19 protein-coding genes are annotated in these 24,466 nt (G+C 43.3%); 10 read left to right on the forward strand and 9 right to left on the reverse strand.

The window, feature by feature from the left end; genetic code table 11:
• The first annotated feature begins 1 nt into the window (after nucleotide 1).
• The 3 genes from KZC02_RS26900 (at nucleotide 2) to KZC02_RS26910 (ending at nucleotide 4,468) form a co-directional block, all read left to right on the forward strand.
• Entirely contained in the window at nucleotides 2-2,398 is a 2,397-nt protein-coding gene (locus KZC02_RS26900; RefSeq protein WP_221391489.1) for an ABC transporter permease, read from the forward strand.
• Nucleotides 2,399-2,638: 240 nt separating this feature from the next.
• Nucleotides 2,639-3,610: an aldo/keto reductase gene (locus KZC02_RS26905; protein WP_221391490.1), complete on the forward strand. Its 972-nt coding sequence runs from the start codon at nucleotides 2,639-2,641 to the stop codon at nucleotides 3,608-3,610.
• Nucleotides 3,611-4,468, forward strand: a complete 858-nt coding sequence (locus tag KZC02_RS26910; protein WP_221391491.1) for an AraC family transcriptional regulator — start codon at nucleotides 3,611-3,613, stop codon at nucleotides 4,466-4,468.
• On the opposite strand, the gene KZC02_RS26915 is transcribed toward KZC02_RS26910, so the two are convergent.
• The 4 genes from KZC02_RS26915 to KZC02_RS26930 all read right to left on the reverse strand — a co-directional run bounded on the left by KZC02_RS26915 (nucleotide 4,460) and on the right by KZC02_RS26930 (nucleotide 11,387).
• Nucleotides 4,460-4,792 carry a hypothetical protein gene (locus KZC02_RS26915; RefSeq protein ID WP_221391492.1) on the reverse strand — a complete coding sequence of 111 codons (333 nt, stop codon included), beginning with the start codon at nucleotides 4,790-4,792 and terminating at the stop codon, nucleotides 4,460-4,462. The two genes, KZC02_RS26910 and KZC02_RS26915, sit on opposite strands and share 9 nt — an antisense overlap.
• Before the next feature lie 81 nt (nucleotides 4,793-4,873).
• Nucleotides 4,874-6,583 carry a hypothetical protein gene (locus tag KZC02_RS26920; protein WP_221391493.1) on the reverse strand — a complete coding sequence of 570 codons (1,710 nt, stop codon included), beginning with the start codon at nucleotides 6,581-6,583 and terminating at the stop codon, nucleotides 4,874-4,876.
• A 77-nt stretch (nucleotides 6,584-6,660) separates the two neighbouring features.
• Nucleotides 6,661-9,291 carry a histidine kinase dimerization/phosphoacceptor domain -containing protein gene (locus KZC02_RS26925; protein WP_221391494.1) on the reverse strand — a complete coding sequence of 877 codons (2,631 nt, stop codon included), beginning with the start codon at nucleotides 9,289-9,291 and terminating at the stop codon, nucleotides 6,661-6,663.
• 47 nt (nucleotides 9,292-9,338) lie between these two features.
• The gene (locus tag KZC02_RS26930) at nucleotides 9,339-11,387 is read right to left on the reverse strand and encodes a sigma 54-interacting transcriptional regulator (RefSeq protein WP_221391495.1); all 2,049 of its coding nucleotides are present in this window, start codon (nucleotides 11,385-11,387) and stop codon (nucleotides 9,339-9,341) included.
• A gap of 629 nt (nucleotides 11,388-12,016) precedes the next feature.
• Between KZC02_RS26930 and KZC02_RS26935 the strand changes: the two genes are divergently transcribed.
• From KZC02_RS26935 to KZC02_RS26950, 4 genes are all read left to right on the forward strand, one after another.
• The gene (locus KZC02_RS26935; protein WP_221391496.1) at nucleotides 12,017-12,805 is read left to right on the forward strand and encodes an alpha/beta fold hydrolase; all 789 of its coding nucleotides are present in this window, start codon (nucleotides 12,017-12,019) and stop codon (nucleotides 12,803-12,805) included.
• A gap of 54 nt (nucleotides 12,806-12,859) precedes the next feature.
• The gene (locus KZC02_RS26940) at nucleotides 12,860-13,867 is read left to right on the forward strand and encodes a hypothetical protein (RefSeq protein ID WP_221391497.1); all 1,008 of its coding nucleotides are present in this window, start codon (nucleotides 12,860-12,862) and stop codon (nucleotides 13,865-13,867) included.
• Between the two features lie 484 nt (nucleotides 13,868-14,351).
• Nucleotides 14,352-17,051 carry a sigma 54-interacting transcriptional regulator gene (locus KZC02_RS26945; RefSeq protein WP_221391498.1) on the forward strand — a complete coding sequence of 900 codons (2,700 nt, stop codon included), beginning with the start codon at nucleotides 14,352-14,354 and terminating at the stop codon, nucleotides 17,049-17,051.
• A 68-nt stretch (nucleotides 17,052-17,119) separates the two neighbouring features.
• Entirely contained in the window at nucleotides 17,120-17,527 is a 408-nt protein-coding gene (locus KZC02_RS26950; protein WP_221391499.1) for a DoxX family protein, read from the forward strand.
• Nucleotides 17,528-17,685: 158 nt separating this feature from the next.
• Here KZC02_RS26950 and KZC02_RS26955 read toward each other — a convergent pair whose 3' ends face one another.
• From KZC02_RS26955 to KZC02_RS26970, 4 genes are all read right to left on the reverse strand, one after another.
• Nucleotides 17,686-18,687: a type I glyceraldehyde-3-phosphate dehydrogenase gene (locus tag KZC02_RS26955; protein WP_221391500.1), complete on the reverse strand. Its 1,002-nt coding sequence runs from the start codon at nucleotides 18,685-18,687 to the stop codon at nucleotides 17,686-17,688.
• Between the two features lie 162 nt (nucleotides 18,688-18,849).
• Nucleotides 18,850-19,653, reverse strand: a complete 804-nt coding sequence (locus KZC02_RS26960) for a helix-turn-helix domain-containing protein (RefSeq protein WP_221391501.1) — start codon at nucleotides 19,651-19,653, stop codon at nucleotides 18,850-18,852.
• Between the two features lie 49 nt (nucleotides 19,654-19,702).
• Nucleotides 19,703-20,746, reverse strand: coding sequence for an SDR family NAD(P)-dependent oxidoreductase (locus KZC02_RS26965; protein ID WP_229253829.1), 1,044 nt, complete (start codon nucleotides 20,744-20,746; stop codon nucleotides 19,703-19,705).
• A gap of 13 nt (nucleotides 20,747-20,759) precedes the next feature.
• Nucleotides 20,760-21,137: a VOC family protein gene (locus tag KZC02_RS26970; RefSeq protein ID WP_221391502.1), complete on the reverse strand. Its 378-nt coding sequence runs from the start codon at nucleotides 21,135-21,137 to the stop codon at nucleotides 20,760-20,762.
• A 452-nt stretch (nucleotides 21,138-21,589) separates the two neighbouring features.
• On the opposite strand from KZC02_RS26970, the gene KZC02_RS26975 reads away from it, so the two are divergent.
• On the forward strand, nucleotides 21,590-22,348 hold the full coding sequence (locus KZC02_RS26975) for an SDR family oxidoreductase (protein WP_221391503.1): 759 nt from the start codon (nucleotides 21,590-21,592) through the stop codon (nucleotides 22,346-22,348).
• 19 nt (nucleotides 22,349-22,367) lie between these two features.
• Here KZC02_RS26975 and KZC02_RS26980 read toward each other — a convergent pair whose 3' ends face one another.
• Nucleotides 22,368-22,547: a hypothetical protein gene (locus tag KZC02_RS26980; protein ID WP_221391504.1), complete on the reverse strand. Its 180-nt coding sequence runs from the start codon at nucleotides 22,545-22,547 to the stop codon at nucleotides 22,368-22,370.
• Between the two features lie 53 nt (nucleotides 22,548-22,600).
• Between KZC02_RS26980 and KZC02_RS26985 the strand changes: the two genes are divergently transcribed.
• The gene (locus KZC02_RS26985; RefSeq protein WP_221391505.1) at nucleotides 22,601-23,524 is read left to right on the forward strand and encodes an alpha/beta hydrolase; all 924 of its coding nucleotides are present in this window, start codon (nucleotides 22,601-22,603) and stop codon (nucleotides 23,522-23,524) included.
• Between the two features lie 10 nt (nucleotides 23,525-23,534).
• Entirely contained in the window at nucleotides 23,535-24,452 is a 918-nt protein-coding gene (locus tag KZC02_RS26990; RefSeq protein ID WP_221391506.1) for a DUF5996 family protein, read from the forward strand.
• The last annotated feature ends 14 nt before the right edge of the window (nucleotides 24,453-24,466 follow it).

Consider the following 24,466-nt stretch of genomic DNA (forward strand, 5'->3'; position numbering starts at 1 on the left):
TATGCTACAAAACTACCTCAAAATTGCCTGGCGCAACCTTGCCAAAAACAGTGTATTTTCAGCAATTAATATCGTCGGTTTATCTGTCGGGATGACTACGGCGGTACTGATCAGCCTGTGGGTTTGGGATGAGTTGTCCTACGATAAGTATCACCAAAATTATGAACGCATTGCGCGGGTAATGCAACACCAGACTTCCAACGGAACTACTAACACCAGTATTGCTACACCGCTTCCCCTGCGTGCAGCTTTGCAGACTGAATATGCCAGCGACTTTAAATATATCGCTTTGTCGTCATGGACAGAAGATCATATTTTAACTTACGGCTCAAACAATTTTACCAAAACGGGTAACTGTGTAGAACCGGATTTCCCGCTGATGATGTCTTTAAAGATGATAAAAGGATCAGCCAAAGGACTGGATAATCCGACTTCTGTCCTGTTGTCCGCATCTATATCGGAAGCCTTATTTGGCAATGCAGACCCTCTTAATAAACTTGTCAAGGTTGATAACAAACATTATTTTAAAGTAACTGGTGTATATGAAGACCTGCCCTTTACTACTGAGTTTCGCAATGTGTCCTTTTTACTCCCATGGAAGTTTTTCGTGGAGGAAGAAGCATGGGTGAAACGCTCAGAAACCAACTGGGGAAATAACTCCTTTTTGCTATTGGTACAAATAGCATCCCAAGCCAGTTTTGAGCAGGTTACAGCCAAAATTGAGGGTATCAAAGCCCGTCATGCGAAAGAAGAAGCCAGATTTAACCCGAAAGTCTTTTTGCATCCGATGAGCCGTTGGCATCTTTATTCCGAATGGGAGAATGGCATGCCTGTTCGGGGGCGCATACAGTTTGTGTGGCTATTCGGAATCATTGGCGGATTTGTGCTTTTGCTTGCATGTATCAACTTCATGAATTTGTCAACCGCCCGGTCCGGGAAACGTGCTAAGGAGGTCGGTATCCGCAAGGCTGTCGGTTCGTTACGCGGCCAGTTAATTGCCCAGTTCCTCAGCGAATCGGTGCTTATGGCAATTATTGCCTTTGTTCTTGCCCTTTTGCTCGTACTTCTTCTTTTGCCCTGGTTTAACCAAATAGCGGATAAGAAAATAATCTTTCCATGGAATAACCGGCAAAGCTGGATATTTGGGCTTGGTTTTACCTTGCTTACCGGCTTACTGGCAGGCAGTTATCCGGCATTGTATTTGTCGGGTTTCCGGCCGGTTCAGGTACTTAAAGGTACGGTTTCATCGCTGCGGTTTCGTTTCGGGCAGTTGGTTGCTTTACCGCGACAGGTGCTTGTCATTATTCAGTTCACGGTATCGGTCACACTGATTATTGGTACACTCATCGTTCTTCGCCAGATTCAGTATGCCAAAAACCGGCCTGTTGGTTTTGACCGGTCTGGGTTACTTTCCATCAGTATGAACACTTCGGATCTCCGGGGCCATTACCAGGCGATTCAACATGATCTGCTTCAAACGGGTGCTGCACTTAATATGGCCGAATCGTCCAGCCCTACCTCGGAAGTATGGAGCAGTGATGCCAGTTTCGACTGGCAGGGCAAAGATCCTGACCAACAGGGCGACTTCGGTACAGTCGGTGTTACACATGAGTACGGCAAAACCGTTGGCTGGGAATTCAAACTGGGCCGTGATTTTTCGCGCAGCTTTTCAACCGATACCCTAGGCCTTGTTCTCAACGAAAGCGCTGTTAAATTTATGGGCGTAAAAGAGCCTGTCGGAAAGAACATTAAGTGGAATGGCGATCAGTATACAATTATCGGGGTTATTAAAGATGTTGTGATGGGATCTCCTTTTATGCCGATCCAGCCAACAATTTTTCTGCTCAGAGAGGATTGGGCCTATTTTATCCACGTCAGGCTCAACCCTGTAATAAGCACATCAAAGGCATTGGCTGCGCTTGAACCTGTTTTTAAAAAATATAATCCCGGCAGTCCTTTTGAATACAAATTTGCCAGTGAGGAATATAACCGGAAGTTCCAGGCCGAAGAGCGGATCGGGCAACTTGCTACTGTTTTTGCAACCCTGGCAATTTTTATCAGTTGTTTGGGCCTGTTCGGTCTGGCTTCTTTTTTTGCCGAACAACGCCGGAAGGAGATCGGAATCCGCAAAGTACTTGGTGCTTCGGTAGCCAACCTCTGGCAGATGCTCTCCAGAGATTTTGTGGTGCTGGTCATTATAGCCTGTTTGCTGGCAGTGCCAATTTCCTATTATATGATGAATGACTGGTTGAACCATTACACTTACCGGATCACCTTTTCGTGGTGGATTATTGCGGTAGCCATATCGGGTGCACTGGCAATTACCCTGCTTACTGTCAGTTTTCAGGCGATGAAAGCCGCGTTAATTAATCCGGTCAAAAGTTTAAGAAATGAATAGACTTGATCATAAATTCTTTTGTATTGTCATCGGCATTCGGTGGGGCCGCTCCGGTAATTGTCCAAAATCTTATTCTATGCATAAATTTGATAGCTAAGTGCCGACAGCCGATAGCAATACAATGTAATCCGTGATAAAGTCTGTTAAAGAAGTTATAGTCAACTTCTAGTGAGCCGTACGGGCAAATTATTTGAGCCGTAGAGGAAACTGGCATGGTTGTTGAATTATGACCTTTGTATCATGAAAAACAACACAAAAATTCAGTTGGGTCTAAACGGCCCGTTAGTGTCTAAACTTGGTTTAGGCTGTATGCGTATGTCGTCAATCTGGGGCGGGCCAACACCCGACGAGGCAGAAAGTATTGCTACGATCCGGGAAGCCCTTGACAGAGGTATTAATTTTTTGAACACCGGTGACTTTTACGGTGCCGGCCATAATGAAATGCTGGTAGGAAAGTCCATTAAAGGAAGGCGCGACGATGCCTTCATCAGCGTAAAATTTGGCGCTATTTTTCACAATGGCCAGTGGCTGGGAATGGATCTGCGACCCATCGCTATTAAAAATTTTATAAACTTTTCTCTGACCCGTTTGGGTATTGAAACCATTGACCTCTACCAGCCTAGCCGTATGGATAACAGCGTGCCGGTGGAAGACATCATCGGAACGGTCGCCGACCTGGTTAAGGAAGGTAAAGTGCGTCACATTGGTGTTTCGGAAATTACGGCTGAACAACTTCGTAAAGCCAACAGCATACACCCCATAAGCGCGCTGGAGATTGGTTATTCGCTGGCTGAACGTCAGATAGAAAATGAATTGCTGCCAACTGCTAAGGAATTAGGCATTGCGACAGTGGCCTTTGCCAATACCGCCGAAGGCTTATTGACCGGTGACATGAAAGCTCCACTTCCAGAAAATGATTACCGTAACCATTTCTCTCGTTTTAAGGGTGAAAACTTAATTAATAACCTCGAAAAAGTCGAAGTCTTAAAGCAATTAGCCAGCAATAAAGGCTATACGCCAACACAGATTGCGATAGCCTGGGTGAAGGAGCAGGGCGAGCATATTATGCCATTGGTAAGCATGAGCCGCAGGTCACGGTTGCCGGAAAATATAGCAGCAATGGATATTGAATTTACACAGGAAGAAATGACAACCCTAAACACTACTTTTGCAATAGGCGCTATACTTGGCGGCACTTACTTACAACGCTAAATGACGAGTCCAGCAGAAATTCTTCAGGGAGTGATCTTTTATTCTTACCTCTCCGCTGAGCGGAAAGAGAAAGTATGTTTCTGGAACCACCATACCTTAGTATTGCAGGTTTCGGGACAATTCATGCTGGAAACATCCGCGCAAAACATTTCGATGACCGGAGGAGAAATGCTGTTGATAGGAAGAAATCAGCTGGGTACGCTCACTAAATCACCGGTGCCCGGAGGCACGGTGCCCGGAGGCATGGTGCCTGGCGGGAACTATGAGACTATCGTGATATCCCTGCAGGAAGACCTGCTGCGCAAAATCGCGTTAGAAGAAAAGCTCGGAGCGGACCGGAAATACATCGGTCCGCCCAATATCCTGATTCCTTCCAACGAATTCCTGCAGGGATATTTTCAATCAATTGTTCCGTATGCCCGAAACTCCGGAGCAGCCATGACAGACGAAATGGGTATTCTGAAAGTGAAGGAAGGAGTTAAATTACTACTACTTGCCATGCCCGGACTTTGCAATTTTTTATTCGACTTTTCAGAACCTTATAAGATCGACCTGGAAAGGTTCATGGTCAGTAACTTCCATTTCAACGTTCCTATTGAAAAATTCGCGCAGCTTACCGGCCGCAGCCTGGCCGCCTTCAAACGAGATTTCCTGAAAACGTTCGGCGCTCCGCCTCGTCAGTGGCTGCAGGACAAACGCCTGACCGAAGCAAAACACCTCATCGAAACCAAACATCAGAAACCCTCGGCTATTTACCTCGACCTGGGTTTTGAAAGCCTGTCACACTTCTCACATTCTTTCAAGAAAAAATTTGGCATGGCGCCCACTGCACTGAACTATGATATTTCATCAAAGTGATCGTAAAAATGCTTTGATATTAACCTGTTCAGATATGTAAGCTTCCAATGAAGTTTTGCCTTTATGTAACACGCAGGAGATCTCATACTTTTCATTAAGCGTAATTGCGGTCATATTTGCCATTGCCACGGCTGCTTTATCCGAAAAACCCATACCAGTGAGGGTTTGTTTCCAATTTTCAGAAGGAACTTTAACAGCCTTCACCGTTTTATTCAGCGCTGTTGAAAATGCCCGGGCAACATCAATATTGTGTAATCCTGTATTTTCTAATGGTACTGTTAAAAGCTGTGCCGCCAGCCGGCCGATATCTGATGGGGCAACCATGGGTAATTTATAATCTGTTGTTTGACAAAAACAATGCCACTGTTTATATTCAGAGCCGGTTTTTTGCTGACAATCCGAGGATTATTTCACATTTCTGCCATTCGATAAATCGAGTGTCAAAACATTTCCCTTTGGAGACATCCTGAAAATATTATCGTTACCTGGTTTGGAAAATGATCCGGCAATTGCGTTTAAAGAGTAGGGCAGCCCTTCAAATTCACAGTCTATCTGTGCAGATTTTACACTTTTAAAAGGCAGGTTTTCAGCTTTTGGTGCTGTTAGATCCAGAAACCATTTTCCCACATTTTCGCCTGTAATGGAAACCGTCATTTGTTTTTCACTAATATCAATGACCAATGTTCCTTTAAAAGTAGTAAGTGGCCATGAAACCAGCAGTTTACCTTCGGATGGATTTGAAATAACCGGATCGCCGCCTTTGATTAAAATTTCCTTACCGTCTACAATGGTTTTAAATCGTAAGCCGGCCAAATCTTCATTTTTACTCCACAAATAACCGTCTACGATCGGAAGTGTAAAAAACGAACACTCATTGGAAGTCGCCTTTTGCGTCGTATAGGCCGATGGTAGTTTTTCATCAAACATGTGAATATCCCGGATGCGCAGCGCTCCATTTTCCCAGAGCAGATTTAATCTGTAAAAGCGGCTGTTGAACCATACGGTTTTAAGGTCACCGCCAGGCAGATCATGATTGGCAGTGAAAGAAGTAACGGGCGTTAATTTGAAATTCTTTTTGAACCATAATCCGGAAGCTTCAAGAGTTTCCACTTTAATCTTGCCTTCATCCCGTAACCTGGCAATAAGCGGCATCTGAATTTCAAATCCTTTTGACATAGCATCCCATGTAAAGGAATTTTCCTGTCCGGCCTGAGTGTAGTTGAATGCCATGGATTCACCCTCGACAAATTCTTTGAAAAACCAGTTCACCCAGGTCGCACTTCCTCCCGCCTCGGGATACACCGGTTCCAGTGTAATCACACCCTGTCTTTTTGATCCCAGTCCAGTGTCATACTGGCGGATCGGGTCACTGCCAAGCATTCGGAAAATAGGTACTGGTAACTGGTTTTCAACCGTTTGTGCCGGCATATAAGAATTTATACGGCTTGGATAATAAGCCTGGTTCCAGTATCCTCCCCATAAAGTATATCCATCGGTGCCGTACTGGTCCTTACAATTGGCCGATGCAACGATCTTATATTTGTCATACATATAATTCAGTGAATGCGCATCGATAAACCATGAACCAACAGATTTTGGATAATAGCCGAAGAACTTTTTGAAATCCGCCATGTACACATCAATGATCTTCTCACGTTCCTGAGGCGTATAACCAGTGGAAAAGCCAATATCCGCGTGCCAGTCCCACGGAAAGCGGCCACGCCATTTCAGTCCGGCTTTTTCAATTAATGGCTGCGGTAGTTCCCACCATGCCCCGATCTCAAAGGAATCAGCAGGCAGTTCTTTGAGCAATTTTTGATATCGCGGGTCAATCAGTGCGTCATATTGCAAAAGAAAAGTGCCGCCAAGTTTATACTTTTTCATTATTTCAACCTGCTTCACAACAGTCTGGTACAATACATCCTGCGTGATAAGCGAATCCCGGGGTTCGAGCAAACGGATAAAATTGACAATGTTGACGATTTTTGGACGGTCTTTGATTTTTGTCGTTTTATCACTGAATTGCATATTTGTAAACGAGCAAAATATTCCGATACAGGCAAATCCAATGACCATACAGGTCAGAATCGTCCGCTTTCCAATTTTTTTAATCATAACGAGCAAATGAAAATTTTAAAAGGTTAAGGCTATGAGGACCGGTAATATACTCGTGTTTAAGAACTACGTCCTTGTCAGGAAGGAACCCGGGCAATTTTTTCTTCAACGAAGGTCAGGTTAATCTGTACACCCTGATCCTGGCTGATGTTCAGCGTTCCTTCAATCTGTTCACTTAAACCACGGATCAAACTCATCCCAAGGGTACGGCTGCGGCCAGGATTTAAATCTAATGGAAATCCAACCCCGTTATCGCCTATAAAAAGCCGGTATTTTTTGCTGCCTTCTTCAATCAGTTCAATGGTTAAAATGCCGGTTCGATCACCGGGAAAAGCATACTTGAGTGAATTTGTTACCGCTTCATTAAGGATCAGTCCTAATGGAACGGCGAATGTAACATCCAGATCGATTGGAGCAACTGTTATCTTTTTTTGTATTGTATTTCCGCGGTTGAACGTAGCAATTAAATAATCGACTATTTCTTTAATGTAATCAACCATCGGAATGCTCGACAGCCGGTCTGCCTGGTAAAGTTTCTGGTGGATCAGTGCCATCGCATGAACCCGGTTCTGGCTTTCCCTGATCGCAGCCAAAGCTTCTTTATCTTTGAGAAAGGAGCCCTGTGAATGAAGCAGGCTGGTGATAATCTGCAAATTATTTTTTACCCTGTGATGCATTTCCTTTAGCATCCATTCCCGTTCTTCCAAAAGATGGTCTTTGTCTACCAGTAACTGTTCTTTATCAATTAATAGGTGGTCTTTTTCCTGTACAATCTGTTCCAGAGAATAGTTTTTACGGTTGATTTCGATTTGTTTGGCTTCGAGCAATTTATTGTTTCGCTGTTTAAGCTGGTAGCGATTGACCCCTAAACCCAGTAAAAGGATGAGCAGAATAACACCCGCGATGATACTGTTGCGCATGATCGCCGCCTGTTGTAACTGATTTTGCTGACGCTGGCTTTGTTCGGTCAATAGCTGAATGGCCTGCTGTTTGAGTTTCAGGTCCTGGTCTTTTGTTTCCGTTTCGTATTGGATACTTAGCTGGGAAATTTGCCTGCTTTTTTTCTCATTGAAAACCGAATCGTTCAGGGCTTTGTATTTCTGGTAATGTTGAATGGCCGACGGATATTTGCCCTGCGCTGAATCCACCTTGAAACGCATCAGGTAAACTTCTATCTGATGACTGGGAATAATCTTTTTTGGCGGGGCCGCCAGCAACTTTTTCAAATACTGGTCGGCTTTATCATACTGGCCGCTTGCGACATAAAACTGGCTGATCCTGCGCCAGGCAGAATACTGAAAACCGAAAGTGATCTCTTTACTCCATGCAACACTTTCCAGGTAATACTTTTCAGCCAGTTTGTACTGATTCAACGCGCTGTAACAGGCTCCGTAACAATGTGCCATCAGCAGATTATCCTCGTAGGTATACGGCAGGTTTTTACTCGTAATGTCCTGCAAAAATTGTAACGCTTCTGTTGCTTTTCCTTGTTTAAGCATAGTCACAACCATTCTGCTGGCTATGCCTACCTGGATAAATAACATGCCCCTTTGATGGCTGAGCATTAAAGATTTCCGGTGGTATTCCATGCTTTTGTCAAACTGGCCCAGTTCATAATAGGCGTTCCCCAACTTAAAATAGGCATAATCCAGCTCCTCAGTCTGCCCGCTGCTTTCTACGCTTTTGACAACTTTAAGAATGTAAAACAGTTTTTGGTTTAAGTCGCCTTTTGCCTGGCTCAGGTCGGACATAAAATAATAGGCGTTGGATAAGTAGCCATATTCACCCGGCATTTTATAAACGCTTTCCTCTGCCAGCGCATGATATGCCCTGACCAGTGGTTTAAAACCGATCTTATTTTGAATGGCCAGTGCCTGAAGCGCTTTTGGCTCCGATTCTTTAGTATCCCCGCTGCTTATCTGGAAATATTCGTATCCCATTTCCATCAGGATAAGCATCTCCAGCGCCTGATCACCGATTTGGCGGGAAAGGGTCAGTGCTCTTTCAAGTGCATTGATATTTTCCCGGCAATCATCGCAAAATGTTGTCGTTGCCATTCGGAGCAGGGCCCTGATTTCTCCGGCCTTATCACCCCTTCGGCGACGAGCTTCCGTCACCTTCATAAAATAAGCTTTTCCCTGTTGCCAGTCTTTACTCAGCAGATAGGCCACGCCAATCAGGCACTGGCTTTCTTCGAGCCATTTACGGTTACCAATTTCCATACTGACTGTTTCTGCCTGACGGAAAAGTAAAATGGCACTGTCTCGGTCGGCTTTTTGTGTATAGGTTGGCCGCAGTTTAATCCTGCCCAGTTCTATAAAGAGTTTAATGCGGCTGGTATCACTCAGGTTTTTTAACAACGGAAGAGCGACGTTAATTTTTTGCTGTCTGGTATATGCTTTGCCCCGAAGAAAAATGGCATTGTCTTTACCTCTGTCATATCCCAGCTGTTCGCTTAGGTTTTCCGCCTGCACAGCAAGTACCAGTGCGCTATCCCAGTCATGTTTAGGATTCAGTGTCCGGCTGAGATAATAATCACTTAATTTAAGCAGCTCTTTTACACGATTGGCATCGGGCTTGCCCAGCCGTATTGACTTCTTTAACCTGATGGCCTCATTTGCCGGGATCTGTTGTGCTCCTGCCGGGCCTGCACAAAGGTACAGGCAGAATAAGCAAAACAGGAAATGAACAGACCCAGGGTAATTCATAATTAATGGCAGGTAATATATTTGCTTTTTCCGCTTTGAGAGCCACATCAGGAACCCGGCGGCTGAACTGTAAGCGTTTTCCGGATACCCATTTTTTCCATTCTGTACTCCAATGTAGTCGGCCTTAAATTCAAAAGCTCAGCTGCACCACCGGCGCCCCGGATACGTCCGTTTGTTTGCTTTAGAACAGTCAGAATATATTCCCGTTCAGTTGCCTGCTGCATTTGTTTCATTTCAGGCAGATCTTTGGGTGGGCTAAACGTAAACTGCCCGTGAACCTTACTATTTTCAGTCTGGCTGAGCGGAGGATTCAACGCGAACGAACGCTTTTGCAGTGGCCGGCCTAATGCCAGCAGTGTTTGTCCGTTGTTAAGAATAACGGCCTGTTCAATAACATTTTCCAGCTCCCTGATATTTCCTGGCCATGTATAATTGGTCAATTCGGAAAGGACCAAGTCGCTGAATCCTAAAAATGGTTTTTTTTGCTTTTGGGCAAGTTTTCGCGCAAAAAAATGAGCGAGCAGCGGTATGTCTTCTTTGCGTTCGCGTAATGGGGGTAAAGTGAGCGGAAACGTTGCCAGCCGGAAAAAAAGATCCATACGAAAGCGGCCTTCTTTTACCTCTTCTTCGAGATTCCGGTTCGTTGCTGCTATTACCCGAACGTCCGTTTTAATAGGTGTTTTACCACCGATCCGTTCAATTTCCTTTTCCTGAAGTACACGCAGCAGTTTTGATTGTAATTCCAGCGGAAGTTCACCGATTTCATCCAGAAATATGGTTCCGCCCTGGGCCAGTTCAAACTTGCCGATGCGCTTTTCAAATGCACCGGTAAATGCTCCTTTCTCATGGCCGAATAATTCCGATTCGATCAGATTAGCAGGTAACGTGGCGCAATTGATTTTGACTAATATCTTTTCTTTTCGGGACGACTGGTTGTGAATTGCCCGTGCAATTAATTCTTTTCCGGTGCCGCTTTCACCCATCAGCAACACAGTGGTATCAGTGGGAGCTACCTGGGTAACCAGGCTAAATATGTGTAACAGGCTTTCGCTTCTCCCAATAATCTCCTCAAAATTTAACAGGGTTTTCACCTCTTCCTGCAAATAGGAATTTTCCTGTTTAAGCTTTTCGCTGAGCCGTGCAATCTCTTCGTATGCCAATACCCGTTCGAGGGTCAGCAACAAGGGCTGTTCCAAACGCTCGAGCAAAGCCTGATGACGGGACTGGTAAGGTTCGGAATTCCTGTTCAAAAAACAAATGATAAAACGTTCACCATTTCCAAAGGTAAATGGCATTACAAGTGCAGACTCTAACCGGAACGTTTTTGCCAAAAATTGAATGTACGGATCCTGCTGGTATAAAGTGTTTAATCCTTCACCGGAGTATCGCGCCGGCCCTTTTTGTATGAAATTATCCAACGGCAGCAATTGGAAATCACTCCTTAAATTTGTCATCTGCTGAATGGCCTGAACACTCAGAATTTGATACTCGTCAAATCCAATCCTGTAAAAATTGAAAGTATGCGTTGTATCCGGACGCTGGTGGCGGATTGTTAAAAAATCAAATGGAATATGTTTTTGAAGCAATTTCGCTGTCGTCAATAACTTATTCTCCCAGTTTTCCGAATCGGACAAGGCGTCGGTAAGTGCAATTTGTAAGGCTTTTTCTTCTCTTAAATTCAGTTCAACTCCATGCGAATGCCTGTATCGTCCGATTTCAAGCGCTGTTAGTACATCCTTTTCACGAAAAGGTTTGACAATATAACCACTTGGCTGTGTAGCTTTTACAGCTTCAAGTACGCTCTGGTTGTCGTTGGCAGATACATAGATAAACGGAATATTGATTTCTTCGAGTTGTTTGGCCAGGTCAATACCGGTTTCTATACCTTTCAGGTAAATATCCAGCAGCACCATGTCGGGACGTTGCTGTTCGATCAGGGCAAGCGCTTTTGCAAATGAATTAGCAATTCCAATCACCGGATAACCAGCATCATGAAGTATAATTTCAAGATCGTTGGCAATGATATATTCATCTTCAACGATTAAAATCTTACAGGCCGATGTTGGTATGGCCGAGGGATTGGGGGTTGACTGCATAGTTTAAAAACGGGTAGGGTTTTCTGTAAATACAGACTAATTTTTATTTAACGAATAAGAATTATACCTTTTGATTAACAGGCCAGTTTAACCTGGTTATCCTTTTAAAATGTGAATGTCAGGATAGGTGCCAATAAAAAGCTAAAAATTACTGTAATGAATTGATTCAGAGAGTGTAATACATGCCAGTGAAAAATGATTATTTACACCTGATATATACTTTTGAATCTTTTGGTGGTAATTTATAATACACTGTATTCAATTCACTTTTCTGTTTCAATTCGGCTTCTATTTATAATATCCAATTTATTGGATGTGGAAACTACGAGTATTTGTAAAAATACGGTTTTTTGGAGATATCTGTTGTTCTGGATTTATCCCGCGATTTGGATTAATACAACCTGAATGTTACCAGGATTGCAAACTTCATGGGCATTTAAACTCAATGATGCTGCTTTTTCAAAATGTTTCTAACATGGCACGGGCTTTGATCTCTCTTTCGTATTGCTGCTGAATAGCGATTTATCCTTCACTTTAACCAAACAAAATGTTATAGACACAAAAAAATATCTGGCATTAAATCAATCAAGTCATCTGTTCATTTCCGGAAAACTTAAAACTCAATTATCATGTATAAATTAAATGCTGTTATCATCTTCCTTGGTTCGTTTTTCATTCTTTCGAACACAAATCTGGCTCAGGCGCAATCGAAAGGTGTAAAAAATATTGTGCTTGTCCACGGTGCATTTGCAGATGGATCGAGCTGGGCCAAAATTATCCCGCTTCTTGAAGCCAAAGGATTAAAGGTTATTGCAGTCCAAAATCCATTAAGTTCTTTAAAAGACGATGTTGCGGCTGCCAAACGCGCCATTGCACTGATGGATGGGCCGGTTCTGCTGGTTGGTCATTCCTGGGGAGGCGTTGTCATTTCGGAGGCGGGCAATGACCCAAAAGTAACGCGGCTTTTGTACGTTGCAGCCTTCGCCCCGGACGGTGGCCAGTCATTAAGCGATGTGGCAAAAACTTTGCCTCCCGGGCCGGGAAATAATGAAGTAAGGCCCGATGCATCCGGATTTCTATCGTTAACACCGAAAGGTATTCATGAAGATTTTGCGCAGGACCTGCCGGAATCAGAACGCAGGATTATTTTAGCTACGCAGGGGACCTGGTCCGCCGCAGCACCAGGTGAAAAAATTGCTAAAGCAGCCTGGAAAACCAAACCTTCCTGGTACATAGTTGCCAAAAAAGACCGGATGATCAATCCTGATCTGCAACGGAAAATGGCCAAAAATATCAAAGCAACTACCATAGAGCTAAATACCAGTCATGTGCCAATGGTTTCCCAGCCAGCGAAGGTAGCAGCCTTTATTATTGAAGCCGCCAGTAACATAAGCAACAAGAAACTGGCCTCGAACTAGCTTGTTTACGAGAGCCGGAAAACCCATAAAAAAAACTATTAAATAATTTGAATCATGGAATTACTAAATCTGGAAATGATCAATGCAGGCCCTATTCTTGCCGATCTGCGGTCAAGGATACAAAACTTTGATGTTTCAGAAACTGTATTTTTAAGCCGCACCAATTCCGGGAATGCGGAGGAACAATCATTATCCGTTCCTGATATAAATGCCTTTAATGTAAGTGAATTTATCCTTCCCGAAATCCTTCATATGATGGGCATTCGCAGCCTGGCCTTAAACAAGTTGCATGACCTCACTGCACTGGCTAATTTTGATCTTGACATAAAAAATGTTGCCAGTGAACATTATCCCTGGCATTATCTGCGGAACGAGGGCATCATTACTGAACTGCGCCTGTTATTTCAAAATTGCCGGACTATTGCATTTGATAACTGGTCAAATCATACCGGAGCTTCCGATTTATGGAGCGGATTGCTGGCAGATGTTATCAGGCCGCTAAAAAAGAAGGATTTTGAATTTATATTTTATTTGGGTGACCCTCAAAAAAAGCTGTCATTTCAGGTGGATGAAGCTATTGATATTATCAGCGACTTTTCACTTTATGGTCAGGTTACCTTTGCATTGGACGAAAATGAAGCCATCAAATTATGGCAGATACTGAATGGAATAGACCTGGATACGACGGATGTAAATCAAAATACCCATGAATTAAACCGGAAATACATTTCGATTTTCAGAACGATGAATGTTACGCGTTTACTGATTTATTCTGCGTCCAAGGCGATTTTGTTTACCAAACAACGGCAGTTTGTACTGGCCAGGAAAAAGGTTGCCCCAACGATCGAAATGGCCACGAACGCACGTCAGAATTTTGTTGCAGGTTTCAGCATTGGGTTGTTACTTCAGCTTGATATTGTACATAGCCTTACCCTGGCTCTGATTGTTTTCGAAAGTTTATCAGAACAAAAAGAACGCATGGATCAGAAGAACCTGCTGGCCCATATTGACCGATGGATTGAAGATCTGCAAAAACCGGAAACGATGTATCTATATCAGTAAAGCGTTTTAACATCATTTTGTCCTTTCTATTTGACTTATTATAGTCGGACGGAATGATCCGTGGCACGGCTGGACGATCCGGCTTTTAACAAAGCTTTATGAATCAGCTGTGCTACGGATTAGGCAATTCCTGGTGGAAAACCTGAATATATCTATCCGGAGTACGACCTGCTTTACCAGGCCTTACCTGTTTTTGTAGAGGAATTGAGCCGTTCGGGCTTCCTGTGCCAGGTAATGGCTAGCCAAAAGGGACTGATTAAAATGTGATATTAAATACGTCGCTTATGTACGGAATGCCTTAGGCTATCGATTGAACGGATTGTTAAAAACGGGAAACTGCGATGTGGCCGGATTCAGTATTTAACGGCTGCCTTTCAGTCCCTGCAAATAGATATTTGTCCAATTCCGGGATTTTGATTGTCATGTACCGGACAGTATAATAGAACAAGGAGGCGATACCCAAAACATTTAAATAAGTAGTAAAATGAAAGACTCAGATGAATCAGAGATTAAAGTTGAATACCAATCCACCGATTTCTTTAAAAACCATTCTTTGGGCATCCTGATCAATCCAATTGAACAATACGAAAGAGAAAGAAAAATTCTTCTGGATTTAAGCAATGACATTACGAGGGTAAGAGAAAAAAATGACCTGATAACCATATTTTCTTCACGGATCAAAGGCCTGTTTTATTTTACACACGCCATAGTCACACTTATAGATGAACGGCAGGAAACCTATACGCCATTTCTTTTGGACCACATTGCGTCGCCGATTAAGGATCACCGTGAGTATGCCTCACTGATTCACTCGCATTTTCCTTTGAACGAGCCATTCATTGATCAGGTAATGAGTTCTGACGGGCCGGAATTTTTTCTTCTTGACCAAATTATGGGCCAGCCAGGAAGCCCTGCGTTTTTGAGGGTAAACTATGAAGCCGGCATCAGGGAAATACTGATGACACCTCTGAGAAGCAAAATGCAGACCATTGGGTTTCTGCATATGTATTCTGACCGAAAAGGTAGTTTCGGCCGTGAATTCAAAGATATTATTAACGGAATAGCACCACTGATATCGAGTGCAGTTTCCAATATTATCAAAAACGAAGAGATCACTTACAAAGAAAGGGTTAATGAAGTCCTGTTATCTTTAAGTAACGACATGGTGACGGTACGCGACCGGAAAGGCCTTTTGCAAGTGATCAATTTTGGCCTTAAAAAACTGATTCCCTTCACCCATAGCGTTATGACGGTACTGGATCAAAGCGGTGAAACCTACAACGCTTTTTTGACGGATACCGAATCCAAACCCAGGGAATTTTCAAAATACACTGAGGCAATTTCAAACCCTTATCCGGTCAGTGACGGCATTTATGATGTAGCATCGCATTCTGATAAGCCGGTTGTTTTGAATATGAAATCCTTTGATATCAATAAGGTACCGCTTTGGTTCAGGCTTAATTATGTGGCCGGTGCCAGAGAATTGGTGATTAAAGCACTTCCGGATGAAGGGACAGCGAAGCACAGCCTGATCTTGTTTGCAAACAGGGAAAATACTTTTGATGCTAAATCGATCAGTATTATTGAGCGGATTTCCAGCCAGCTTTCTACCGCCGCAAGTAACATTTCTGCCAATGAAAAAATCCTGAGCAAGGAACAGGAAAAATCCTTTTTGCTTGATTTTAGTCAGGATATTGCCGGGGTACGAACAAAAGATGATCTGGAAGAAGCCATATCCAGCGTATTGCAGAGCGTGCTGAATATCAGGTTATCCATGATCCGTATCATAGAAGATGATGGTGTAACCCTGAGCCCTTACATGTATGACAAAAATATGTTCTACGGTGAGGAACCCATTTTCAAAGAACTGGCGTCAAAAAATATAAGTATTGATGAATACCTGACGGCCAAAGTGCTCAATAGCAAACATCCGGTTATTTTCAATATTGCAGAAGAGGAGAGAAAGGGAAACAGTGCCAAATATATTTATTTCTGGAAAAAAGCAGGGCTGAAAAATGCCTACGGAGCAGCCCTTCGTGTTGGCAATCAAAATCTGGGAACGCTATGGCTCCTGACCGATGAAGTAAACCTGACACTTCTTAAAGGGATCTGTGCCCAGATATCAATTGCTATTTCCAATATCAGGGCAAACGAAAAGGTACTGACCTATAAACAAATGCTGGAAGTGGAAAATGATCATTTGAAGGAGCAGATCCAGACAATCTACAATTTTTCTGAAATTGTTGGCAGCGGTGCCGAAATGCAGAAAGTGTATCATTTGATATCACTGGTTGCTGAATCCAAATCGTCGGTGTTGCTGCTTGGGGAAACCGGTACCGGTAAGGAACTGATTGCCCGTGCAGTCCATAATGCATCTCCGCGAAAAAATAAGCTGATGATCAAGGTCAATTGTGCGGCTTTACCTGCCAATTTGATTGAAAGTGAATTGTTTGGCCATGAAAAAGGCGCTTTTACAGGAGCCACAGACCGGCGGATCGGAAAGTTCGAACTGGCCAATAACAGCACCTTATTTCTGGATGAAATTGGTGAAATGCCATTGGAAGCCCAGGTAAAACTGCTGCGGGTGATCCAGGAAAAAGAGCTGGAAAGGGTAGGAGGGAAAAGCACCATCAGTGTTGATGTGAGGATTATTGCAGCCACAAACCGCGATTTGGAAGAAGAGGTAAAAGCGGGCAGGTTCAGGTCTGACCTCTTTTACCGTTTAAATGTTTTCCCCATAAATCTTCCTCCGTTAAGGGACCGTCCTGAGGACATTGCCCCTCTTGCCCACTTTTTTGTGGGACGTTACAGCAAGAATGCAGGTAGAAAAGTAAACGCAATTTCACCAAAGGTCATACAGGAATTAAAAAGTTATTTGTGGCCGGGAAATGTCAGGGAACTGGAACACCTTATTGAGCGAAGCGTTTTGCTAACCAATGAAACGGTACTTCGCGAAGTCCATCTGCCCAAGGATCGTAAAGAGACTAAAAATGAAGAGGTGGCCCTTGCAAGCAGAACGCTCGAAGAGGTAGAGCGGACCTATATTATTGATATCATCAAACGGTGCAGCGGAAAGTTATCAGGAAAGGGCGGAGCTGCCGAATATCTGGATATCCCGGCGACAACACTGCACTCAAAAATTAAAAAGCTGGAAATAAACAAAGCGGAGTATTTTTCAATATAACCAGGTTCGGTCCGGTTTGGGAACAAGAGCTGTTTCAATAATAAAATTCAATAAAAATATTTCATAAATTGAACCTGAACCTTGTGTACGAATTGATACAGACAACAGATGATTTTATCCAGCTCTTTCTAAGATTGGTTGCTGGTATAATTATCTTTCCTTATGGAATGCAAAAATTACTGGGCTGGTTTAATGATTTTGGCGGCGGCGTTGGTATTCGTGAATCGTTGTTACGGATCAGACAAAAAAATGTCCCGGTTTTCATTGGCTGGCTGATCATAATTGGCCAGTCATTTGGGAGTATAGCTTTGATATTGGGTTGTTTTGGAAGATTAGCCGCTTTGGGGAATTTTATCATATTTACAGGAGCGCTCATTACGCACTCAGCGGATGGCTGGACAATGAATTGGTCAGGTAAAAAAAAGGGGAAGGTATCGAATATTTTATACTGCTGCTTTCCTTGCTTCTGGTTATAATAATCAAAGGAAGCGGAGCTTTTTCAGTTGATCTGTGGCTTTATATGCGTAATTAATTACATAAAATAAAAACCGTATATCTGGCTAAAACCAATTGTTGCCTTGATTGGATTTTAGCCTGATATACGGTTTTCTGTATGGTTTGAAGCCGGGCTCGTTTAAATTTTTTGCGAGATAAACTGCGCCACTTCGGCTAACCTGCTCGTGAATCCCCACTCGTTATCATACCAGGTAGCGATTGAAAGCAGCTCCCCCTGTTTAACCGTCAGAGGTAAATCGATGATCGAAGAATGCGGGTCACCTACTATGCGTGCCGACGTCCATTCTTCTTCCAATACATCAAGAACGCCTTTTAGCGGTTCCTCCTTTGCAGCTTTGCGGAAAGCTTCGTTGACCTGTTCGACGGTACATTCCTTCTCTGTTACCAGATTAAGTTCTGCGATGCTTCCAGTGCGGGTTGGTACCCGGTATGCTTTGCCGGTAATCTGCAGGTCTTTCCATATGAACTGTAGCGCACGGGCAGCACCGGATGCCGACGGAATAATGTTTTCAGCCGCCGCCCAGGAATCACGATGGTCTTTCATTGGCTGGTCCGTCAGTGACTGCGTATTGGTGTAGGAGTGCACGGTTGAAAACAAGCCATATTTGATTCCGAAATTGTCAAGAATAACCTTAACCGCAGCGGCAAGTGCATTGGTTGTACAGCTTCCCATACTGATGATTTTATGTGAAGACGGATCGAATGTTTCCAGGTTTATGCCTTTGAGAAGTACCGCATCACAATCCTGTAATGATTTACTGGCCGCACTTATAAGCACATATTTTGCTCCCCTGTCGATGTGCGCCTGTGCTCCTGCACGTGTTGTTGCGCGTCCGGTACAATCGACCACAATGTCCACACCAAGTGCATTCCAGTCCGGAACCTCTGTTTTCGAGTTTACGTATTTAATCCTTTTATCACCAATCAAAATGTCATCTCCTTCTGTCGAAACCTTCTCGCCGAAGCGGCCGTAATTGGTGTCCACGCTGAACAGCGAAGCAAGAATTTTGACATCATGGATATCGGAAACGGATACAGGAACGAAAAGTTTGTTTTCAAGTGCAATACGTAAGAACTGACGGCCAATGCGGCCAAAACCATAGAGAGCAATGTTTGCCATAACGCTGAAGTTTTTTAGGATTTAAAATCAATCAGGTAAAAGTTAACAAAAAAATCAGTTGTTAACAATTTTGTGGGAAATTTTGATGGTAAAGAAGCTTTATTCCAAAAGACGTTTGGACTAATGCAACCAGTTGACTGCAAGTCGATATTGCTGCATCTGTTATTTAAGATCAGTCGGTGTATAACCGAAATGTTTTTTGAACGCAAAAGAAAAGTGCGAAAGATCTTCGAAACCCGTTTCAAGATATACGTCAATTGGTTTTCGTTTCTTTTCAGATAACTGATAATGTGCAAGTTCCAGTCTTTTTTGAATTATCCACTTTTGAGGTGTAGTCCTGAATTCCTTTTTAAAATCACGTTTAAAAGTGGTCAGACTTCTTCCTGTCAGGTAACCGAATTTTTCCATTGGCATATTAAACATAAAGTTCTTCTCCATAAAATCCGCAAGCTGAATTTTGTAAGGCTGGGTAAAATCCGCCAGGAGATTGTCTATGTCTTTATCGATGATCCGAAGAATCGTCAGGGCTTCCTCTATCTTCACGGATACGATTTTTTCCGGCAGCTCACTTTCCAAGTCAAAATAGGGAATCAGAGAAGCAAAGAAACTTTCCAACAGCGGATGTTTTTCAAAGGTTTTGATTTTATGGGTATGCGGTTCAGTTAGCTGAATTTGATTTTTGGTATAAAACTCCTTTAATCTTTGGGGCGTAAAAAATATAACCACCGCTTTATACGGCTGTCCGTCTTTTGGGTTTTTGATGAGTGTGGATAATTGATTGCAAGGAAATAGCAGCGTTTCTCCCGGCCCGAAAGTATAGGTTTTATCAGCCTGAATCACCTTCATTTCACCCGAAATTATTCGTGCAAATGAATGGTGCTCCAAAGCAATTTCGTCTTTAAAGTATTTCTCTTCTATACACGATAAAAGAATCTCGGCATAGTCGCTTTGTTGTATTCCAGCCATAAAGTTGAAAAACACAAAGCTACGAAAAATAGCTGTTGGGTGTTGGCGGTCAGCTTTTGGCTAATTCAAATTTTACACCTGTTAATTCTTCACTTAATATCCAAAGCTTCCCGGCGGATTCTTCATCCAATGCGTAAGGCATAACATCTTTCATCATGGTCGAACCATCCAGGTTTTCTACTGCATCACCGGCTTGTGAATTGTCCAATTTTGCTATGTCTGCATTTTCACAATAAACGCCGCCTATATCGTTGAGTTGCGGACTTGTAGCACACCACACCGTTGTTGAAGCGCCTTGTGATAGTGATTTTAATCCTTTTGAAGGATCATTAATAAAGTCACCGTTTTCATCAAAAACACCATAAGATACCAGGTCTTCATGTGGTACATTTCTGCCGAGTTCGGTTTCTGAAATGATTCCAGGATGTAATGAATATGAACGAACACCATCGTGTTTTCCCCTGTTGTCCAGCTCCACAGAAAAAAGAATACTGGCAGTCTTGGATTGACCATAAGCTGAAAAGGATTCAAATTCTCTGTTGACAAAATGAGGGTCCTCGAATACAAAAGGTGAAAAGTGATGTCCCCACGATGAAACATTGACAACCCTGGCTCCATCAGCTTTTACCAATGCGCTCCAAAGCCTTGCGGTCAATTGAAAATGTCCCAGATAATTGGTAGAAAGCTGCGATTCATATCCGCGATCATCACGTTGTAACGGCACCCACATAATACCCGCATTGTTGATGAGCAAATGCAGAGGCCGGTCCGAAGCCAGGAATTTTTCTGCAAATGCATCAATTGAATTCGGGTCCATCAAATCCATTGATTCCAGTTCTACGTTGTCAACTCCCTCCAGACTCTTTTTTGCTTTCTCTACATTCCTTGCAGGAACAATAACTTTTGCCCCGGCCGACACCAGGGCTTTAACTGTTTCTAATCCTATCCCTGCATAACCACCCGTTACGATGGCCGTCTTTCCGGTAAGGTTTATTCCTCTAATTACATCATTTGTGGTAGATGCAGCTGTAAATCCTGAACCAATCGGTTGCTGTAATGCTCCCTGGTAATTAATTTTTTCGATTTGAATCATCGGATTTTTTGATTTAGCTTTTGTGTACAAGCTCGATTTCATAACCGTCTGGATCAAGTATCCATGCGGCATAGTAGCCAGGATAATATTCCGGGAAAATTCTTGGTGAATACCTGGTTTTAGCTCCGGCGGCAACGGCGGCTTCATAAAACGCATCAACTTCGGAGTGGTCTTTTGCAACAAATCCAACATGCACAGCTTCGGAATTGGCCTTTCCTTCTTTCAGCCATAAAAAGATGCTGTTACCATCACCAAAACCCTTCAAATCGGGATGGCCGTCTTCCCCTTTAAAATCCATTGCCATTGTAATGCCAAGTGGTTTTAATGCCTGGGTATAAAAAGCGACTGAGCGCTCGAAATTGCTTACTGTAAGTATGACGTGGTCGATCATTTTTTTTGATTTTTTGCTTGCACAAAGGTACGTTGTGTTAAACCAGCGGGTTTTGTTATAAGGGCCGATTTTGCTTTGTTGAGAGGGCCGCCATATTGAGGTATGGCATTTGGAAGGTTCACGGCTGATGTTTGGGAATTACATATGGCTGCATGAATTTCCTGCATTTTTTGATATGCTTTTATCAATAATTCTCTTTAAAAATTCAACTGTATTTAGCCACCGAAGAAGTTATTTGACTGAATACAGTTAAAATAAAAGCTGTCTATTTTCGGTAACTATCTGTTTATGAGTTAGATATACCTTTGGCATGTGGATTGCAATATAATAGCTACATCCGGCCTGGTTTTCACTGGTGATACAGATTGATTGATCCGGCAGATGTTACCTGAATTCATCTTTTTTAGTTTTTACAACCATGCCGGTACAGACCGGCTCTAAACAGAATCCTTATGAAAATCGTAGTAATTGGCGGAAGCGGCCTGATCGGCTCCAAACTGGTAAAAAAATTGAATGTACTTGGACACGAAGTGATTGCCGCATCGCCAGCATCTGGTGTCAATACCATAACAGGCGAAGGGTTGGAAGCAGTATTGGAAGGTACAGATGTTGTTGTCGATGTAGCAAATTCACCGTCTTTTGAAGACAAAGCAGTTCTGGAATTTTTTGAAACTTCAGGACGTAATCTATTAGCGGCAGAAGCAGCTGCTGGCGTAAAACACCATGTTGCACTTTCCGTTGTCGGCACGGACCGGTTGGCAGAAAGCGGCTATTTCCGTGGTAAGATTGCACAGGAAAAACTGATTAAGGCATCCCCAATACCTTACACCATCGTCCACTCGACACAATTCTTTGAGTTTCTGGGTGGAATTGCGCAGTCTGGTACACAGGGAGAAACCGTGCATTTATCACCAGCGTTTGTACAGCCCATTGCTTCCGATGATGTAGCTGCAGCCGTGGCAGATGTTACCGTTGGCGCAGCATTGAACGGAACAGTTGAAATAGCTGGCCCTGAACGCATCCGCCTTTCTGACCTGGTGCAGCGTTACCTGACTGAAACAGGCGATCCGAGAAAAGTAGTTTCTGATGTTCATGCCCGTTATTTCGGAGCAGAACTGACAGATGAAATGCTGGTTCCCGGAGAAAACCCGCGTATCGGTGCCATTGACTTTGAAAGCTGGTTTGCAAGTCAGGCCAAAGCAGTAGTTTAACGTTAAGGGTTTACAAAATTCAATATCCAGGTTTGCTTTCCTGCTCCTCTAAACGAAGATGACGGGTGTCAGCTTGCCGGGGCTGCTGTATGAGGCGTGCACTTTCCACCCGTTCGTGTACATTTACCAGCCAACGCCGGCGCAGTTTCTGCTGCGAAATTCCGGTCAGCAACGCGGCAGGATGATGGGCAATAAGCATTCAATAAATATCTTTTAATCAGGCCAGAACTTTAACCGCTGCATCTGTGAGCCATGGAAAACAAAAATAGTATTTCAAAAACAAGTGAATTTTTCGTCAGTAATTTATACGGAGGTTTCGCCACCCAGCAGGAGCTTGATGCTGAATACGACGTGGAGAAAGCTGTACCCGATTTTTTAGAGTACATCCATTATTTCACCAAAAGCAGTGAAACAGCCCGCGGTTTACTTGAAAGCAGAACCGTAGTGTCTTATGGTGAAACACTGATGGAAAGGCTAACGGTTTATCCGGCCAAAAATCCGGATGCTCCGGTCATGCTTTTTGTTCACGGCGGATACTGGCGGCTGGGTATTGGTGATGAATATGATTTCGTTGCTTTGGGGCCATCACAGGCAGGATTTACCGTAGTCAACATTACCTATGCATTAACTCCAGTTGTAAATATTCCTGAAATGGTTCGCCAGGTGCGTTCTGCCATCGCCTGGACCGCAAAAAATATTTCAAACTTCAACGGCAATCCAGACAGTATTTTTGTAGCCGGGCATTCGGCTGGCGCCCACCTTTCAGCAATGGCCATCACCACGGACTGGTCAGCGTATGGTTTGCCGGCAGATACTATTAAAGGCGTATTGGCTGTAAGCGGGCTCTATGATCTGGAACCGGTTTCACAAACTTTCGTTCAGCCGAGCGTATGCATTACCGCAGAACAAATTTTATCTTCAAGCCCGATCCTCCTGATCGGACAATCCAATGTTCCGCTAACTGTTGTGTGGGGAGCTTTGGAAACGGCAGCATTTCAAGAACAATCCTACAATTATTTAAAAGCATGGCAACATGCAGGTAATCAGGCGGATTCATTAGTTGTTTCAAATGCCAATCATTTTAATATTTTGAAAGGATTTGAAACTGCCGACGGATTTTTAACCAGGGAAGTACTATCGCTTTTGGAAAACAGTAAATCCATATCCACTTTTTAAACCCTGAACCATGAAAAATCAATGGCCTTTACTTTCTTATGAAAACGGAAAATCTACCTATGAAACGCTGCAATTGTGGACGCAGATTGTCGGAAAAATAAAACTGGCAACGCTGCCATGGGTGAACCATTCCTGGAACATTACCCTGCACATTACACCAACCGGGCTAAGCACCCAAACGATTCCTTATCAGGACCAGCATTTTCAGATTGATTTTGACCTTATCGCCCACCAGCTAAAAATTACATCGACAAAAGCAGACTTGAAACAGTTTGATCTGAATAATTTATCTGTTGCGGGTTTTTACAAAAAGATCTTTGCGCTTTTAGAGGAGCTTGAAATTGACCTGACAATCAATACACTACCTTCCGAGATTTTTGGAGAACTCATACCTTTTGAACTGGATACCGAACATGCAGGATACAATTCAGATCAAGCTTCGGCCTTTCATCTGGCACTGCTTAATATCCAGGATGTATTCATGCTTTTTCGCACGCGTTTTACTGGTAAAGCAAGTCCGATACATTTCTTTTGGGGTGGTTTTGACCTTGCGCTTGCATTTTTCTCAGGCCGGAAAGCACCCAGGCACCCGGGAAAAATACCAGGGTTGCCTGATTGGGTTTTGCAGGATGCATACAGTAATGAGGTGAGTGATTGTGGATTCTGGACCGGCAGTGAGGCGCTTCCTGAGGCAGCATTCTACTGTTACCTATATCCGGAACCGGAAGGTTACAAAAATGCAAATGTTTCTCCGGCCGAAGCCTATTACAACCAGACTATGGGAGAATTTATTTTACCCTATGCATCCGTTCAAAATGCTGCGGATCCGCAGGCGAAGTTATTGCAATTCCTGGAAAGTACTTATGCAATCGGAGCTGGCCTTGCTGAGTGGAACCAGGATTTGTGGGAACATGAAGCAAAGCTTTAAAAGTAAGGCATCAT

It is taken from the genome of Dyadobacter sp. NIV53, from assembly GCF_019711195.1.
GTDB lineage: Bacteria > Bacteroidota > Bacteroidia > Cytophagales > Spirosomataceae > Dyadobacter.

Excerpts from the sequence above, each read along its gene's own strand:
- KZC02_RS26955 (WP_221391500.1), bottom strand. The coding sequence starts at position 18,687 with ATGGCAAACATTGCTCTCTATGGTTTTGGCCGCATTGGCCGTCAGTTC.
- KZC02_RS26990 (WP_221391506.1), top strand. The coding sequence starts at position 23,535 with ATGAAAAATCAATGGCCTTTACTTTCTTATGAAAACGGAAAATCTACC.
- KZC02_RS26985 (WP_221391505.1), top strand. The coding sequence starts at position 22,601 with ATGGAAAACAAAAATAGTATTTCAAAAACAAGTGAATTTTTCGTCAGT.
- KZC02_RS26975 (WP_221391503.1), top strand. The coding sequence starts at position 21,590 with ATGAAAATCGTAGTAATTGGCGGAAGCGGCCTGATCGGCTCCAAACTG.
- KZC02_RS26930 (WP_221391495.1), bottom strand. The coding sequence starts at position 11,387 with ATGCAGTCAACCCCCAATCCCTCGGCCATACCAACATCGGCCTGTAAG.
- KZC02_RS26900 (WP_221391489.1), top strand. The coding sequence starts at position 2 with ATGCTACAAAACTACCTCAAAATTGCCTGGCGCAACCTTGCCAAAAAC.
- KZC02_RS26910 (WP_221391491.1), top strand. The coding sequence starts at position 3,611 with ATGACGAGTCCAGCAGAAATTCTTCAGGGAGTGATCTTTTATTCTTAC.
- KZC02_RS26970 (WP_221391502.1), bottom strand. The coding sequence starts at position 21,137 with ATGATCGACCACGTCATACTTACAGTAAGCAATTTCGAGCGCTCAGTC.
- KZC02_RS26945 (WP_221391498.1), top strand. The coding sequence starts at position 14,352 with ATGAAAGACTCAGATGAATCAGAGATTAAAGTTGAATACCAATCCACC.
- KZC02_RS26920 (WP_221391493.1), bottom strand. The coding sequence starts at position 6,583 with ATGATTAAAAAAATTGGAAAGCGGACGATTCTGACCTGTATGGTCATT.
- KZC02_RS26980 (WP_221391504.1), bottom strand. The coding sequence starts at position 22,547 with ATGCTTATTGCCCATCATCCTGCCGCGTTGCTGACCGGAATTTCGCAG.
- KZC02_RS26915 (WP_221391492.1), bottom strand. The coding sequence starts at position 4,792 with ATGGTTGCCCCATCAGATATCGGCCGGCTGGCGGCACAGCTTTTAACA.
- KZC02_RS26965 (WP_229253829.1), bottom strand. The coding sequence starts at position 20,746 with ATGATTCAAATCGAAAAAATTAATTACCAGGGAGCATTACAGCAACCG.
- KZC02_RS26905 (WP_221391490.1), top strand. The coding sequence starts at position 2,639 with ATGAAAAACAACACAAAAATTCAGTTGGGTCTAAACGGCCCGTTAGTG.
- KZC02_RS26925 (WP_221391494.1), bottom strand. The coding sequence starts at position 9,291 with ATGAATTACCCTGGGTCTGTTCATTTCCTGTTTTGCTTATTCTGCCTG.
- KZC02_RS26940 (WP_221391497.1), top strand. The coding sequence starts at position 12,860 with ATGGAATTACTAAATCTGGAAATGATCAATGCAGGCCCTATTCTTGCC.
- KZC02_RS26935 (WP_221391496.1), top strand. The coding sequence starts at position 12,017 with ATGTATAAATTAAATGCTGTTATCATCTTCCTTGGTTCGTTTTTCATT.
- KZC02_RS26960 (WP_221391501.1), bottom strand. The coding sequence starts at position 19,653 with ATGGCTGGAATACAACAAAGCGACTATGCCGAGATTCTTTTATCGTGT.